The sequence below is a fragment of the Aureimonas ureilytica genome, assembly GCF_001475935.1.
GTDB classification, from domain to species: Bacteria; Pseudomonadota; Alphaproteobacteria; order Rhizobiales; family Rhizobiaceae; genus Aureimonas; species Aureimonas ureilytica_A.
In genome coordinates this window covers 57,222-71,930 of record NZ_LDQA01000014.1, presented here as the reverse complement: position 1 = coordinate 71,930, position 14,709 = coordinate 57,222, and the positions used below count along the sequence as shown (strand labels likewise).

Here is a 14,709-nt window from a genome sequence, read left to right as displayed (position 1 = left end):
CGAGGCGGGGTTCAGACCCCCTGGCGAATCCGCACGAAATAGTCGTCGTTTCCGACCTGACCGCCCTTCAACGCGATCTCCAGACCATCGAAGGCCGGGTCGTCGCTATGGGCGGTCGAGACCGGGGAGCCGGGCGTTTCGGCCAGCGGCATCCGAGGCGTCAGCGCGTGGACGCCGAGCTGGCGCAGCGCGTGGCTCGACGTATCGCCGCCCGCGATCACCGCGCGCGTCAGGCTGGCTTGGCGTACGAGCGCGGCCTGGAGCTGCCCGAGCCCACGCCCGATCGCATGGCGCGCGCCTTCGCTGCCGGCGATCTCCGCGCCGAGATCGGTTTCGGGGCCGAGCGCGGTATAGACGATGAGGCTGCGACCCTGGGAGAGCTGGGTCAGGGCGTGGTCCCGCAGGGCGTCGATGGCCGCGCTGTCGCCCGCCACGAAGTGGCGCGGGTCGAAGGCGAGCGCCGTGAAACCCTGCGCTTCGGCAAAGCGGATCTGGCGCTCGGTGGTCGGCGAGCAGCTGCCGGAAACCACCGCCAAGCGCTCTACAGGCTCCATCGGCGCGAACACGCCGGGCCGATCGATCACCCCGTCATCCCGCCAGCTCTCGGCCAGCGCATATTCGACGCCGGACGAGCCCACGACGAAGCGCGAGCCGGCAAAGGCCAGGCGGCGGAGCTGGCGCCCGGCCGCGCGCTGGGTCGCTGCGTTCAGCACGTCGATCAGGAGTGCGCCGGGCGTTTGCGCCAAAGCGGCGTCCAGGGCGGCATCGGCGTCGCCTTCCGTCAGGGCGAGATGATCCAGCAGAGCGATGGGCAGGTCGGTTTGGCCGGCCAGATGCCGGCGCAGATCGGCCTCGCGCATCGGGGTCACCGGATGGCGGCTCATGACCGGGTGGCGATCGATGCGGAAGATCTCGCCACGATAGGCCGCGAAAAGTTCGCCGAAAGCCGTGTAGCGCTTCAGCTGCGGCGCGCCGACGAGAATGGGCACAGGCTTGCCCCCGAAGGCGGCGTGCCCAAGCTCCAGCGCGCGGCCTATGGAGCCGATCTCGGGCGAGGAATCGAAGGTCGAGCAGATCTTGTAATGCGCGATCTCGGCCTGCTCGTGCGCCATCCAGCGGAAGACGGGCGCGAGGTTGTCGTTCATCCAGCCCGGCGTTTCGCTGCGGCTGGTGCCGGCGACGCCGATGGCGCGAACGTTCGGGAAGCGGGCCCGCTGCGCCTCCGTCGGCACGTCGAGAAACAGAACGGTCTCGACGCCGCGCAGTGCCAAGGCTTCCATCACGTCCGTGGAGCCGGTCAGGTCGTCGCCATAGAAGGTGATGAGAAGGGGGCTGGTCATAGCGCGCTCCATGGGATCAGGCGCCCGCGCCGGACGAGAAAGTGTCCAGCGAGGCGGCAAGCTCGGGATGATCGGCGGCGTAGGTCTCCAGCGGAATGCCCGCGACGGCCGCTTCCCAGGCCTGCCGCACGGCGCGAACGCCCGCGCCCGGCCCGCCGGGATGGCTCACCACGCCGCCGCCGCAGAGATACATGATGTCGGTGGTGCGCACGGCGTCCCAGGTGGCCGGGGCCTGACCACCCCATTGGCCGGAGCAGACCACGGGGAGCGAGCGGTCGGCGTCCGAGAAGATCGGCTTCTGAAGCGAGCGGAAGGAGCGGATGAAGGAGTCGTCCGGCTCCCAATATTTGGCGCCGATCCCGTTGATCTGGAACTGATCGACGCCCAGCAATCGCCAGATCGTGCCATAGACCGAGAAATCCATGCCGAGCGAGGGATGCCGCGTGAGAATGTCCCAACCGTTGCGATGGGCATGGAGCACGAGCTTCGAGCGCTTGCGCAGGAAGGCCATGGCCCCCATGCCGATCGAGTTGATATTGACGACGGCCGCATTGCCGCCGGCCTCCGCCACGAGGTCGTGGTTGCGCATCATCTCGTCCGGGTCGGTGGCGGAGATGCCGAAGGCGTACATGACCTTCTGCCCGGTCTTCTGCTCATGGTCGAGGATCACGGGCATGATTGCCTTCACGCGCTCGGCCAGCGGCGAATAGGCGGGGCTCATCAGCTTTTCGTCGTCCTTGATGAAATTGACGCCGGCCTCCACCAGTTCCTTCACCATGGCGGCGCTCTCATGGGGGCGAAGCCCGAGCGCGGGTTTGACGATGGAGCCGATGATCGGCCGCCCGCGAACGCCGGTGAGGCGCTGCGAGCCCTCGATGCCGAATTGGGGGCCGGGATAGGCGCTGGCGAAAGCGGGCGGCAACGTCAGGCCGATCACGCGGATGCCGCTGAAGCCCTTGATCGAATAGGTGCCGCCGATCGCGATCGTCATCAGCGCCGCGAGATCGGGGCCGATGGCCTCGATCGGAAAGGCGATGTCCGCCTCGCCGCACTGGAACGGACCGGCGTCCCGCAGATCGTCATGCGACCGGCCGAAGGCAGGCTCGGCGACGGGTTCGAGCGTGCGAACCGCCAGAACCTTGGCCGCCACGCGCGCTTTCAGTTCCGGCGTTTCGCCGGGAAGGGGAACGAAGGTGCCGGTGGACTGATCGCTGGCGATCTTTATCGCCATCTTTTCCACGCTGCCCGGCGTCTCGATGCGATAGGTCAGGACGATGCGGTCGGACATGTCAGTTTCCATGGGGAAGTTTGCGCGAAGACGCGTCGCGCGAGATCGTTTGGGTCTGTTCTGGAGAAGGGGTGCCGGTATAATGACGATACCAGATCGCCGGCGCGCTTGAGGGGCGTTCGGTTTGACGAGACCTCGCTCCGAAAGGCTCCCGATGGCGACGCCGTCCGAACCCATCGTCCGACGCAAGCTCTCCGCGCAGGTCTTCGAGCGGCTGAAGACGATGGTCACGGACGGCACGTTGAAGCCCGGTGACGCCATGCCGTCCGAACGCGAGCTGATGGAGCGGTTCGGTGTCGGACGTCCGGCGATCCGCGAGGCCATGCAGACCCTCGGCAATATCGGCCTGATCGCGATCTCGCATGGGGAGCGGGCGCGCGTCCTGCCGCTCACGCCCCATTCCGTGATCTCGCAGGTGGATCTCGCGGCCGAGATCATGCTTTCCACCTCGCCGGCGGCGCTCGACCATCTGAAGGAAGCGCGCATCTTTTTCGAGCGCGGGATCGTCCGGCAGGCGGCCGAAAAGGCGAGCCCACAGGACGTTGCCGCGCTGCGCGCGCTCCTGGACGAGCAGGAGGCCGCGCTCGGCTCGCCGGACATTTTCATCGCCGCCGACATGCGCTTTCACACGCGCATCGCCGCGATCTGCGGAAACCCGATCTTCGAGGCGGTGTCCGGCGCCATGCTCGGCTGGCTCAAGACCTACCATACCGAAATGCTGATCTGGACCGGCAAGGAAAACGTGACGCTGGTGGAGCATCACGAAATCCTCGACGCCATCACGCGCAACGATGCGGGCGAGGCCGAAGCGGCGCTGATCCGCCATCTGGAGCGCTCGCGCGCGCTCTATGTCCATCAGGCGTCCTGACCCGAACGGGAAGCGCCAAGCGACACGAGCCTGACCACGGCATGAGGCCCGAGCGGGATCGTGTCGCCTGCTTCCAGCGCGACGGGCGCTTCGCCCGATGCGGCTTCGGCGAAGCTCGCCTCGTCCAGCACCCAATGCCGCCAGCGGCCGGGGAGGCGGATGGTTTGCGGTTCCGGCGTGAGATTGGCGAGCCAGACGATGCTGCGCCTGTCCGCATCCCGATGCGCATAGCCATCGACCCGCCTGCGATCAGAAGACGTGACGCCGATGCGCGGATCGCCCGCTGCGCGGGCAAGGCCCGAGGCGACGTGGAAAAGGGGCGCGACGCGGCCGTTCCCCAGGATGAGGCCGCGCGGCCCCGCCAGCGACGCCCCGCACCAAGCTTCCACCCCCGAGCCTTCCAGCCTCGCGGCATAGCCGACCGCCCAGGCCGCACCGAACAGACCGCGCCCACGCGGATCATCGGCGGCCATGGGCACGCGCTTGTTTCCGGGGTTCGGCATGATGCGCGAACCATAGGGATTCTGCCGCATTCCGATCGTCGTCGGACCCAGCCGATAGGGTTTGTCGCCGATGAAGGCGCGGGTCGATCGGGTGATGAAAGGGATCGCCTCCAGCGTTTCCATGACGCTCCGATCATCCGCCGCGTGGACGATGGGGCACGTCGCGTGGGTGACGAAATCCAGAGGCTCCAGCGGAACGCGCTTGCGGTTCAACTCCGTGAAATAGCTGAACATGCCGCCCCCAAGCCGGACACCGGGAAACGCACGGCGCGCGGCTGCGTAGATGTTGGCGAGCGGCGGGCAGTCCGGCCATGCGCTGCCCGGCGGCGTCGAGCCGCGATCGGCATCCGGGCCGACCACCAGCGTATCCAGGCGAAGGCCGGCTTCGCGGATCGCTTGTGCGCCGGCCTGGCATTCCGCGTCGAGATCGCCGCGCGCGGGCAGGACGAATTCCAGCGCGATTCCGGCTTCGGGGCACTCGGCCGCGATGCTGGCGAAACGCTTGAGATCGTCCACGCCATGGCCGGCCAGCGGATCGAAGTGAAACAGGAGATATTGCGGGGCGATCGCCTTCAGCCGCGCGAGCCCGGCCAGCGCGGCCTCGGCCTCCTCAGGTGCGACGGCGAGGCCGAAGCGCGGCAGGGTCTCGCCTGTGGCGTCGCCCAGCGCGATGTCGATGACGCCATTCTGGATGGCGGCGGGTTGCAGGGCGGCGGCGTCCCCCGTGATCGTCAGCGTCACGGCCTGCCGCTCGACGACGCCGCTCGCCATGCGATAGGGCCAGGGCAGAGCGAGCGGCCGGACATAGGTCTTGTAGGAGGCGTCGGACCAGGCGCGCTGATCCTCCATCTCAAAGATGTCGCCCTCCATACGGCAGGTCGCTCGCACGCCGGGGGCGATTTCGTGCGTGAGGGCGCGGATGTCCTTGAAGGGCTGCCAGGGCTCGATCAGATCGGGGAAGGCGCTGCGCTCCAACGACCCATCGACATGCTCGACCTCGGCCGCTGTTCCGGCCAGATGTTCGATGGGGTGCAGCACGCAGAAACCGCAGCGATTGGTCTCGAACGCGCCCGAGGGCAGGGCCTCGACGTCGAAGGAAAGCTGGCCGGACGCCTCGCCGGCAATGCGCGCGCGATAGCGCAGCCGCGCGCCATCCGGACCCTCGCAGGCGGCCTCGAAACGCAGGTTGAATCGATCGCGTTCTTCCTCGATCGTGAGGTCTTCGATCGGCGGATCATAGGTGCCCCAGTCCCGATCCCGCACGACATAGGCGATGGCGCGCAGAACCTCGTGGCCCCTGAATCGGATTGCGCGCAGCCCGCCCGAGACGAATTCGACGGACAACGGTCCCGCCGTCATCAGACGCGAGGCGGCGGGTGGCTCATCGGTGCCGAAGAGCTTGATGCGGTCGCTCATGGCTCAAAGGCTCGCAGCATCGACGGTCTGGCGCGAGGCCGCGCCCTGATAGGCCGCTTCCACCAGCGCCAGCGTCTTCAGATTGTCGCGGCCGGATGTGTCTGGCTCGCGGCCCGCGCGCAGGCTCTCCACCCAGTGCTTCTGAATCAGGAGCACGCTTTCCTGAATGTTGTGCCAGGGACGCTCGGCCCAGGTAAGTAGCGGGGGCGAAACGTCCTCGTGCCGCGTGCCCTGCGCATCGGTCACGGTCAGCCGGTAGCCGGCGTCGAGGCGGATCGACCCTTCGGAGCCGTCGATTTCCACCAGCGTCTGGGGGAAGCGTTCCTCCTCCAGCTTGGTGGCGTAGGAGCAGTCCACGACCGAGTGCATCCCGCTCTCGTGGTCGAGCAGCATGGTGGCGACATCCTCGCCGCGAATGCGCGGATTGACGCGCTTCGTGCGAGTCGTGATGGCCGAGACGTCGCCGAAAAGAAAGCGGGCGATGTCGAGCGCGTGGATGCCCAAATCCTCGATGATGAAGCGTTCGCCCTCGGCCAAGTAAGGCTGGCCGGAATAGACGTCATAAGCCGAGCGGAAGGAAACGCGGCCGAAAAAGGGCGTGCCGATCGTGCCGGCATTCAGCGCCTCGCGCACCCGCAGGATGGGCGATTGCCAGCGGAAATTCTCGTGAACCATCAGCGGAACGCCGGCCCGCTCGCAGGCCGAGACCATGGCGCGCGCATCCGCCATGGAGGGCGCGAACGGCTTCTGGCAGATGACGGGGATGGAAAGGGAGGCGGCGAGTTCCACCAGCGCGCGGTGGCTTGGCGCGGTGGTCGCAATGTCCACGAAATCCGGCGCCTCGGCGCGTAGCATCTCGGCGGCGTCCCTGTAGCGCGCCGCGATGCCGAAGCGCTCGCCCATGGCGTCGAGGCGGGCTTCGTCCCGGTCGCAGATCGCGACCATACGCACGCCTTCGATCTCACCCCAGGCGTTCATCTGGTTGACGGCGAAGAAGCCGCAGCCGATCAGTGCGCCGCGCAGCTCGGTCATGTCACTCTCTCCCTCATGCTGTCTGTCCCGCCCGAGCCTGTCGGCCCGGGCGGGATACGTTCGATCTGTGTTCGCCGATCAGGTGATGCGGCGGATCGAGGCGGCGAGTTCGTCCGCTTCGAAGACGCGCTTCCAGTCGTCGCGCATCAGCATGGGCTTGCCGAATTCGATCGCCTTGTTGCAGGCGTCGGAGAAGACGCCCGGCGTTTCCTCGAAGATCACCGCGCCGAGCACGTTCATGTGCCCGAGCAGGAAGTCGCGCGCGGCTTCCTTAGGAACGCCGCGCCGGACCACCTCGTCCATGGCCTCGCGCATGACCACGAGCAGGCTGGCGCAGACGGTTTCCGACAGGCCGGGCTCGAGCAGCGCCATCTGCTCGACCGTGACGCGGTGCGAGCGCATGACGGGCGCCCAGATTACCTTCGCCACTTCCTCGCCCAGCGCGAAATGGTCTTCCGGCCCCTGCATCAGGGCGGAGGTGATGTGCTGCTTGGCCGCGATGCCGCCGAAGAAGTCCCGCTTGGCGGCCGGGTCCGTCTCGTCGTTGAAGATCGGCGGATGGCAGGGATGCGTCACGAAATAGGTGAGGTCCGGGCGCTCCGGCAGATGGCCGGCAAACGGAGCGGCGGCATCGAGAACGACCACCATCGTGCCCGGCTTCAGCTGCGCATTGATGCCGGCCGCGACCTTGCCGATGGCGGTGTCGGGCACGGCGAGGATCACGACGTCGGCTCCCTCGAGCGCTTGATCCTGCGGCACGCAGTCGAAGCCCAGACCCGACTTCAGCCGCTCGCGTCCCGCTTCGCTCAGCTCGACATGGCGCACGTCGAAACGCGAGCCCTTCAGATTGCTGGCGAGGCGGTAGCCCATCTTCCCGCCTGCTCCGAACAGAGCAATGGATGTCATGGAATGTCCTTTCATGCGAAGGATTGTGCCTTCCCGTCAGCGGCCGAAAGCCGCCTGACGCTGGAGCGCGATGCGCTGCTGAAGGCGTTGCTGGAACTGATCGACCACCACGGCCGCGATGATGACGAGGCCCTTGATGACGGTCTGCCAGAAGGAGGAGACGCCCATCATCACGAGCCCGTCCGACAGGATGCCGATGACGAAGGCGCCGACGATCGTGCCGCCGATCTTGCCGCGCCCGCCCGACATGGACGTGCCGCCAAGAACGGCCGCGGCGATGGCGTTGAGTTCGAAGCTTTCGCCGGTGGCGGGATGCGAGGCGACGAGCTGCGAGGCGATGATGAGGCCGACGATCGCCGCGCAGAAGCCGGAGAACATATAGACGAACATCTTCACCCTGACGACCTTGATGCCCGACAGGGCGGCCGCGCGCTCGTTGCCGCCGACGGCATAGATCTGCCGGCCGAGCGGCGTGCGAGCGGCGAGATAGGCCGCGCCCAGCCCCAGCACGACGAGAACCCAGATCGACACGGGCACGCCGAAGAGGGAGCCCGCGCCGATGAACGGAAAGCTCGCCGTGCCCCATTCTTCGGACCCGCGCAGGTTCGGAAAGGTCGCGCCATCGGACGAGAGCAGCGCCATGCCGCGCGCGACATAAAGCGTGCCGAGCGTCGCGATGAAGGGCGCGACGTTGAGGCGCGTGATCAGAAGCCCGTTGACGACGCCCACTGCAACGCCGACGCCGAGGGTCAAGAAGATGATCTCGAACGTGTTGAAGAAGACGGTGTAGCCCGTGAAATCGAGCGTCACGCCGTTCAAGACGAGATAGCCCGCCACCATCCCGCACAGGCCGACGATGGAGCCGACCGAGAGGTCGATGCCGCCGGTGATGATCACGAAGGTCATGCCGATGGCCAGGAACGCGTTCAGCGCCACGTGCTCGGACATGATGATGAGGTTGGCCGTCGACAGGAAGTTCGGCGCGGCGAAGGAGAAGAAAACGATCACCGCGATCAGCGCGATGAAGGTGCGCGCCTTCAGGAGAAGAAGCGTGAGCGAGGCGTCGTTTCCGCCGGGCGCGGCTGCAAGCGATTGGGCCGACATCAGTGAAGCTCCCCAGCGGGACGGGACGAAACGGACTTGGTTGGGGCAGGGGACAGGCCATGGCCGGCGGCCGAGAGCGCGACGATCTCGGGCTCGGTGGCCCCGTCGCGCGAGCGCTCGCCCGTGACGCGGCCGTTGGACATGACGATGATACGGTCCGACAGCTCCATGACCTCTTCGAGGTCGGAGGTGACGAAGAGGATGCCGAGCCCCTGGGCGGCCAGCTCGCGCATGACGCGGAAGATCTCGGCCTTCGCGCCGATGTCGATGCCACGGCTGGGCTCGTCCATCAGGAGCACTTTCGGCCCCGTCATCAGCGCCTTGCCGATGACGATCTTCTGCTGATTGCCGCCCGAAAGGGAAGAGACCGGATTGTCCAGCGAGGAGACTTTGACCGCGAGCTTGCGCACGAACTCGCGGACGGCACCGCGCTCGGCCTTCACGTCGAGATGAAAAAGTTTGGTGAAGGCGGCCAAGCTCGACATGGTCATGTTTTCGGTGACGGAGAGGATCTGCACGAGACCCTCCGCCTTGCGATCCTCCGGGATCAGCGTGATGCCGCGCTGGATGCGCCCGTGGATCGTCTTGTCGTGAAGCTCCTTCCCGTCCAGCACTATGCGGCCGGTGGCGAGCGGCTCGCGCCCGATAATGCAGTCGAACAGCTCCGTGCGCCCCGCGCCCATCAGCCCATAGATGCCGACGATCTCGCCGGCTCGCAAAGACAGGGACACGTGATCCACCGCGAAGCCGCCGCCCTTGCGCGGCAAGGTCATGTCTTCGACGCTTAAGACCTCGCCGCCATAGGCATGATCCACGGTCTTGGCGAAGTCCTTCGAGGCCGAACCGATCATGGCGCGCACGATCCAGGGCACGTCCACATCGGTCATCGGCTGCGCGCCGGTGATGCGCCCGTCCCGCAGGACGGTGATGTAGTCGCCGATCCGCACCAGCTCTTCCAGCCGATGCGAGATATAGACGATGGCGACCCCTTGGGCCTTCAACTCGGTTATGACGCCGAACAGGATTTCCACCTCGGCCGCCGAAAGGGCGGAGGTCGGCTCGTCCAGGATCAGGATGCGCGCATCCTGCGACAGGGCCTTGGCGATCTCCACGATCTGCTGCTCGCCGATGCGCAGGTCCGCGACCGGCGTGTCCGGCGCGTTGGAATGCTCCAACCGGCGCAGCAGCGCGCTCGCGGCCTTGGCCTGTGCTTGCTTGTCGATGTCGATGCCCAGCCGCGTCTTCTCGCGACCGATGAAGATGTTCTCGGCAATCGTCATGTTCGGGAAGAGGTTGAGTTCCTGAAACACGATGCCGATCCCGTACCGCGCGGCGTCGGCCGTGCCCGAGAGGGTGACGGGCTCGCCGTTGACGATCACCTCGCCCGTCGTCGGCTGCTCGACGCCGGCGATGATCTTCATGAGGGTCGATTTGCCCGCGCCGTTCTCGCCCACGAGAACGTTCACCGCGCCCTTGCGCACGTCGAAATCGACGCCCTTCAGCGCCTGCGTGCCCGGATAGACCTTGGTCGCGTTGCGGACCGACAGCACGATCTCGTGGTCTTGCGACGCCGCGCTCATGCGCCGCCCCCGAGGGAGACCAGAACCGGGGTTAGGACGATCTTGTCGCCCTTGGTCTTCATGGTGAAGACGCCCGTCGCCTCGACGCTTGCGCCCACCAGCTTGTCGCGCGGCAGGTCCTTCAGCGCCGTCTCGTAGGCCTGATTGTTGAAGGCCTTGGCGACGTCGGCATATTCGATCTGATTGCTGTATTGCGTGAAGGAGACGAAGGGCAGCACGTCGCGGATCGAGGTGCCCTTGATGACGGGGCCAAGCTGGAGCGTGACGTCACCCTTGCCGTCGCCGTCCGTGTCGAGTTCGGCGGTGGCCGCGCGCGACTGCGTGTTGGCCGCGATCACCGTGCCCTTCACGCGCACGGCGAAGTTCCAGGGCGCACCTTCCTGCACCTCGCGATAGCCGAAGCTTCGGCCGGCGGCGTCGAGATCGGCCGCGATGGCGGGGCGAACCTCGGCGAAGGGATGGGCCTTTTCGCTGAAATAGGGGACGACCTGGGCTCCCCACATGGCGGTTGCGCCGACGCCCGCCTTCGGCTTGGCGGCCGCTTCCTTGCGGGCGGCAAGCTCCGCCGTTTCGATGAACTTGCAGCCGGTCAGCGCGAGCGCGAAACCGAGAGCGACGAAGGGCAGTTTGCGGAAAAGAGACATGCGAAGCCTCCGGATCGGGCGAGCCGACGATGCGGGCGGCATGTTGCGCCGCCCGCCTGTCGGGTCAGTCCTTCAGGGCGAAGGTTTCGAGCTTGTCGGCATTGTCGGCATTGATGAGGACGCAGTCCATCAGCTGCTTTTCCTCGGTGCCCGTCTTGCCGGTTTCGAGATATTGCTTGGCTTGCTCCACCGCGAGCTGCGCCTGTCGATAGGCCGGCTGGAGAACGGTGGCCTTGATGCCACCCTTCTTGATCGAGTCGCGCACGTCGTTCGAGCCGTCGAAGCCGACCACGATCACGTCGGTGCGGCCGGCCGCTTCCAGCGCCGCCCAGGCGCCCATGGCCATCGTGTCGTTGCCGGAGATGACGCCCTTGATCTCAGGGTTCGCCTGCAGGATCGTCTGCATCTTCTCGAAGGCTTCGGGCTGGCTCCAATTGGCCGATTGCTGCACGACCATCTTCATGTCGGGATACTGATCGATCACGTCATGATAGCCGCTCGAACGGATACCGGCATTGGTGTCCGCCTCGCGGCCCAGAAGCTCGGCATAGGGGCCTTTCTCGCCCATGAGCTTGACGAACTCTTCCGCGCCCAGCTGCGCGCCCTGATAATTGTTCGACACGATCTGCGACACGGCGATGCCGGTCTCGTTGATCTCGCGGTCGATCAGGAAGGAGGGGATGCCGGCATTCTTGGCCTTCTGCACCGCCGCCGTGGTGGCCGCCGCGCCGGCATTGTCGAGAACGATCGCCTTGGCGCCGCGCGCGATCGCCGTGTCCACCAGCTGGTTCTGCTTGTTGGCATCGTCGTCGTGCACCAGGATCAGCGGCTCGAAGCCGAGTTCCTTGGCCTTGGCCGCCGCGCCTTCCGCCTCGGCCTTGAAGAAGGGGTTGTCGTGGCTCGGCGTGATGATCGCCATCAGTTCGGCGGCAAACGCCCCGGCCGGCAAGGTGACCGCGAGCATGGCGGCGGCGGCCGTCGATAGAAGAAGCTGCTTGAACATGGATCGTCCTCCCGAAACTCCCTTCGGCGGGTGATCGGCGTTTTGGCACGACGATCCCCACCTGGGCGCTGCCTCCCCGCAGCGATGCCGGGACCATGACAATCCATGGTCTGCTCGTCAACTGGTATAATGAGTTCGCCAGTTTGTCGGTCTCAGGCGTCCTGGGGCCAATTGGCCTGCGTGAAGACGCCGCCATCCACCCAGAGCGTCTGGCCCGTGACGAAAGCGGCGGCCTCGCTGGCGAAGAAGAGGACGGGTCCGGTGATGTCGTCCACCGTGCCGGCGCGGCGCAGCGGCGTGATGCGGCCCCAGCTGGCTGCGTAGTCCGGCGCTTCCTGCAGGGTGCGCTCGTTCAAAATGGCGCCGGGGGCCACGCAATTGACGCGAATGCCGTAAGGGCCGAGCTCAGTGGCCGACACCTTGGTCAGCTGCTCGATGCCGCCTTTGGACGCCGTGTAGTCCACGAGCCGGGGGAAGGCGAGCTTGTTGCAGCCCGAGCCGATATTGACGATCGAGCCGCCCGTTCCAGCCGCGATCAGTCGGCGCGCGGCCGCTTGGGTATTGAGAAACGTGCCTTTCAGATTGGTCTGGATGACCCGGTCCCAATCTTCCTCCGCAAGGTCGAGCAGCGAACTCCAGGTCTGCAGCCCCGCGTTGTTGACCACGACATCCGGCGCGCCGCCATGCCAGCGCTCGATCTCGTCATAGAAGGCCGAGACCTCTGCCGAGCGTCCCGCGTCGCATTCGAGGCCCAGCGCCCGGCCGCCCATGGCCTTGATCTCGGCGACGAGCGAAGCGGCGGCCTGCGCATCCGCCTTGTAACTGACGGCGACAGCATAGGCCTGTGCGGCGAAGGCCAATGCGAGACCACGCCCGATGCCGGTATTTCCGCCTGTGATTACAACCAGCTTCGTCATGAATGCTCCTTTGCACGCGTGAGATGCCGCGCGCTCTACGACGCGCTAGCACTTGGCGGAAGGCCAAAGGTTTCGAAAGTGGTTGGGGGGGCTCTTTGGCTGATGACGGAACCTGTTGGCCGGCTCCGCTCTTTGCTGGAAGAATTCCAGACAAGGATGCGACGCATGGCCGAGAAGGACAAGGGACCGGACTTCGCGAAAGGCATCGCCTCGGCGGAGCTTGCGATCGGCGCGATGATGCGCGGCACCGTGGGCGAAGCGCCGGTGATCCTCGTGCGGAGCGAAGCGGGCCTGCGCGCCTTCTCGGCCAAATGCACGCATCTCGGCGCCATGCTGGATACGGGCCTGCTGGCGCATGGCGAAATCCGCTGCCCCTGGCATCATGCGCGTTTTTCCGCCGATACGGGCGAGGCCGTTGCCGCACCGGCTTTCGCGCCCTTGTCCTGCTACCGTGTCGAAGAGCGCGACGGGCAAATCGTCGTGGGCGAGAAAATCTCTGCCCAACCCCCACAACTGGAGCGGCGACTGCCCGAGCGAATCGTGATCCTGGGGGCGGGCGCAGCGGGCTTTGCCTGCGCCCATGAACTGGCCAAGCGTGGCGCGGGCGCGCATGTCACTCTCATCGACCAGGAGAGGGACGCGCCCTACGACAGGACATTCTGTTCCAAGCAATATCTCGCCGGGAAGAAGGACCGCCCCGGCGTGGCCATGGCCGAGGCCGAGTTCCTGCGCGAAAGCGGCGTGACGCTGCGCAGTGGCGAGCAGGTCCTGTCCATCGACGCGGAGGCCAAAACCCTCTCGCTGAAGAGCGGAACCTTGCCTTACGACGCGCTGGTGATCGCCACCGGCGCCGCGCCGAAGCGAGCAGACACGTCGGGTTTCGAGCGCGAAAACGTTTATGTGCTTCGCAGCCTCGCGGACGCCGATGCAATCATTGCACAAGCGCGGGAGGGTCGAACGGCCCTGGTCGTCGGCTCCAGCTTCATCGGGCTGGAGGCGGCCGCTTCGCTGCGCGCCCGCAAGGTCGAAGTCCATGTGGTCGCGCCTGGCGACATCCCGCTGCGCAAGGTGTTGGGCGCGGATGTCGGGCGGATGGTTCGCGCCCTTCACGAGGAGAACGGCGTCCGTTTCCATCAGGGGAACGTCCACTCCTATGATGGCCGCACCGCCGTTCTGGAAGACGGCATTCGCCTTGACGTGGATTTCGTGGTGCTCGGCCTGGGCGTCGCGCCGCGCGTCGATCTGGCATCGGCCGCCGGCCTAGAACTGGCTTCGGACGAGGAAGGAGGCGGTATTCGGGTGGACTCCAATCTTCGCACATCCGCACCCGGCATCTTCGCGGCCGGCGACGTCGCCAACCTTCCGGCGCGTGCGGGGCAGGGACGCCAGCGGATCGAACACTGGGTTCATGCCCAGCGCCAAGGCCAGCACGTCGCCCGCGTCCTGCTCGGACACAGCGAGCCTTTCGAGGACGTCCCCTTCTTCTGGAGCGCGCATTTCGGCACCAGCCTTCGCTATGTCGGCCATGCCGAGGAGATCGCGGAGGCCGAAATGGACGGCTCGACGTCCGACAAGAATTTCGCCTTGCGGCTGACGGACAATCGAGGCGGCCAAGCCATCGTCACCTGCAAGCGAGATAAGGCGGCCCTGGAGGCGGAAGCGGACTGGGAGCGTTAGGGTCTTCAGGTGCGATACCCCGAGACACCTGATGGCCGCTATTTCGTGGTGCGGGGTCGCCTTTGGCGCCTGTCCAACCCCGCTCTGTCAGGCGACAAACGGGACGCTCTCGTCAAGAACCTCATGGCGGCTCGCCGCGCGGTGGCGCTGAGCCGGCGTAAGGGGGACGGCGAGGGTCTTGCCGACGCGCGGGAGGCAGTGGATAGGGCCAAAAGGGCCTTGGGCGAGCGCGGGCCGGTCTGGTGGTCCGATGGCGCGCCGGATCTGAATCGGCGGCTCGTGCGCAATACGCCTTACGCCGATTGGTATGCCGGCCTCGAAAGCGAGCAGGACGGTGCGCGGGATAGAACCGAACCGGGCGATACGCCGGGGGTTTGACGCCGATTCGATGCGAATTTGTCTGCGCATTGGGGCCAATGGTTGGGTATCAC

13 protein-coding genes are annotated in these 14,709 nt (G+C 66.4%); 3 read left to right on the top strand and 10 right to left on the bottom strand.

The features are described 5' to 3' along the window. Positions 1 to 11 precede the first annotated feature (11 nt). Both NS365_RS05800 and oiaX read right to left on the bottom strand, forming a co-directional pair. On the bottom strand, positions 12 to 1,340 hold the full coding sequence (locus NS365_RS05800) for a four-carbon acid sugar kinase family protein (protein ID WP_058599337.1): 1,329 nt from the start codon (positions 1,338 to 1,340) through the stop codon (positions 12 to 14). Between the two features lie 16 nt (positions 1,341 to 1,356). Then, the gene (oiaX, locus tag NS365_RS05795; RefSeq protein WP_082684452.1) at positions 1,357 to 2,628 is read right to left on the bottom strand and encodes a 3-oxo-isoapionate-4-phosphate decarboxylase OiaX; all 1,272 of its coding nucleotides are present in this window, start codon (positions 2,626 to 2,628) and stop codon (positions 1,357 to 1,359) included. Between the two features lie 154 nt (positions 2,629 to 2,782). Between oiaX and NS365_RS05790 the strand changes: the two genes are divergently transcribed. Then, positions 2,783 to 3,496, top strand: coding sequence for a transcriptional regulator NanR (locus NS365_RS05790; protein ID WP_058599335.1), 714 nt, complete (start codon positions 2,783 to 2,785; stop codon positions 3,494 to 3,496). On the opposite strand, the gene apnL is transcribed toward NS365_RS05790, so the two are convergent. The 8 genes from apnL to NS365_RS05750 all read right to left on the bottom strand — a co-directional run bounded on the left by apnL (position 3,484) and on the right by NS365_RS05750 (position 12,601). Further along, entirely contained in the window at positions 3,484 to 5,415 is a 1,932-nt protein-coding gene (apnL, locus tag NS365_RS05785) for a D-apionate lactonase (protein WP_058599334.1), read from the bottom strand. The genes NS365_RS05790 and apnL overlap by 13 nt on opposite strands. Before the next feature lie 3 nt (positions 5,416 to 5,418). Then, a complete protein-coding gene (locus NS365_RS05780) occupies positions 5,419 to 6,447 on the bottom strand; it encodes a Gfo/Idh/MocA family protein (RefSeq protein ID WP_058599333.1) in 1,029 nt (342 codons plus the stop codon). 78 nt (positions 6,448 to 6,525) lie between these two features. Beyond that, positions 6,526 to 7,353 (bottom strand): phosphogluconate dehydrogenase C-terminal domain-containing protein, encoded by an 828-nt coding sequence (locus NS365_RS05775; protein ID WP_058599363.1) that lies wholly within the window; start codon positions 7,351 to 7,353, stop codon positions 6,526 to 6,528. Between the two features lie 36 nt (positions 7,354 to 7,389). After that, on the bottom strand, positions 7,390 to 8,457 hold the full coding sequence (locus tag NS365_RS05770; RefSeq protein WP_058599332.1) for an ABC transporter permease: 1,068 nt from the start codon (positions 8,455 to 8,457) through the stop codon (positions 7,390 to 7,392). Then, positions 8,457 to 10,037 carry a sugar ABC transporter ATP-binding protein gene (locus tag NS365_RS05765; protein WP_058599331.1) on the bottom strand — a complete coding sequence of 527 codons (1,581 nt, stop codon included), beginning with the start codon at positions 10,035 to 10,037 and terminating at the stop codon, positions 8,457 to 8,459. The genes NS365_RS05770 and NS365_RS05765 overlap by 1 nt, the downstream gene beginning before the upstream one ends. Next, positions 10,034 to 10,681: a DUF2291 family protein gene (locus NS365_RS05760; RefSeq protein WP_058599330.1), complete on the bottom strand. Its 648-nt coding sequence runs from the start codon at positions 10,679 to 10,681 to the stop codon at positions 10,034 to 10,036. Before NS365_RS05760 ends, NS365_RS05765 begins: the two co-directional genes overlap by 4 nt. 64 nt (positions 10,682 to 10,745) lie before the next feature. Continuing rightward, positions 10,746 to 11,684: a D-ribose ABC transporter substrate-binding protein gene (locus NS365_RS05755; RefSeq protein ID WP_153003674.1), complete on the bottom strand. Its 939-nt coding sequence runs from the start codon at positions 11,682 to 11,684 to the stop codon at positions 10,746 to 10,748. A 152-nt stretch (positions 11,685 to 11,836) separates the two neighbouring features. Beyond that, positions 11,837 to 12,601 (bottom strand): SDR family NAD(P)-dependent oxidoreductase, encoded by a 765-nt coding sequence (locus NS365_RS05750; protein ID WP_058599329.1) that lies wholly within the window; start codon positions 12,599 to 12,601, stop codon positions 11,837 to 11,839. 165 nt (positions 12,602 to 12,766) lie between these two features. On the opposite strand from NS365_RS05750, the gene NS365_RS05745 reads away from it, so the two are divergent. Both NS365_RS05745 and NS365_RS05740 read left to right on the top strand, forming a co-directional pair. Continuing rightward, positions 12,767 to 14,278: an FAD-dependent oxidoreductase gene (locus tag NS365_RS05745; protein ID WP_058599328.1), complete on the top strand. Its 1,512-nt coding sequence runs from the start codon at positions 12,767 to 12,769 to the stop codon at positions 14,276 to 14,278. 9 nt (positions 14,279 to 14,287) lie between these two features. Beyond that, on the top strand, positions 14,288 to 14,656 hold the full coding sequence (locus NS365_RS05740) for a hypothetical protein (RefSeq protein ID WP_058599327.1): 369 nt from the start codon (positions 14,288 to 14,290) through the stop codon (positions 14,654 to 14,656). Positions 14,657 to 14,709 lie beyond the last annotated feature (53 nt).

Bases quoted from the DNA above. Each gene is read 5' to 3' on its own strand.
- NS365_RS05750 (WP_058599329.1), bottom strand. From the start codon at position 12,601: ATGACGAAGCTGGTTGTAATCACAGGCGGAAATACCGGCATCGGGCGT.
- NS365_RS05770 (WP_058599332.1), bottom strand. From the start codon at position 8,457: ATGTCGGCCCAATCGCTTGCAGCCGCGCCCGGCGGAAACGACGCCTCG.
- NS365_RS05800 (WP_058599337.1), bottom strand. From the start codon at position 1,340: ATGACCAGCCCCCTTCTCATCACCTTCTATGGCGACGACCTGACCGGC.
- apnL (WP_058599334.1), bottom strand. From the start codon at position 5,415: ATGAGCGACCGCATCAAGCTCTTCGGCACCGATGAGCCACCCGCCGCC.
- NS365_RS05790 (WP_058599335.1), top strand. From the start codon at position 2,783: ATGGCGACGCCGTCCGAACCCATCGTCCGACGCAAGCTCTCCGCGCAG.
- NS365_RS05780 (WP_058599333.1), bottom strand. From the start codon at position 6,447: ATGACCGAGCTGCGCGGCGCACTGATCGGCTGCGGCTTCTTCGCCGTC.
- oiaX (WP_082684452.1), bottom strand. From the start codon at position 2,628: ATGTCCGACCGCATCGTCCTGACCTATCGCATCGAGACGCCGGGCAGC.
- NS365_RS05745 (WP_058599328.1), top strand. From the start codon at position 12,767: ATGGCCGAGAAGGACAAGGGACCGGACTTCGCGAAAGGCATCGCCTCG.
- NS365_RS05775 (WP_058599363.1), bottom strand. From the start codon at position 7,353: ATGACATCCATTGCTCTGTTCGGAGCAGGCGGGAAGATGGGCTACCGC.
- NS365_RS05760 (WP_058599330.1), bottom strand. From the start codon at position 10,681: ATGTCTCTTTTCCGCAAACTGCCCTTCGTCGCTCTCGGTTTCGCGCTC.
- NS365_RS05765 (WP_058599331.1), bottom strand. From the start codon at position 10,037: ATGAGCGCGGCGTCGCAAGACCACGAGATCGTGCTGTCGGTCCGCAAC.
- NS365_RS05755 (WP_153003674.1), bottom strand. From the start codon at position 11,684: ATGTTCAAGCAGCTTCTTCTATCGACGGCCGCCGCCGCCATGCTCGCG.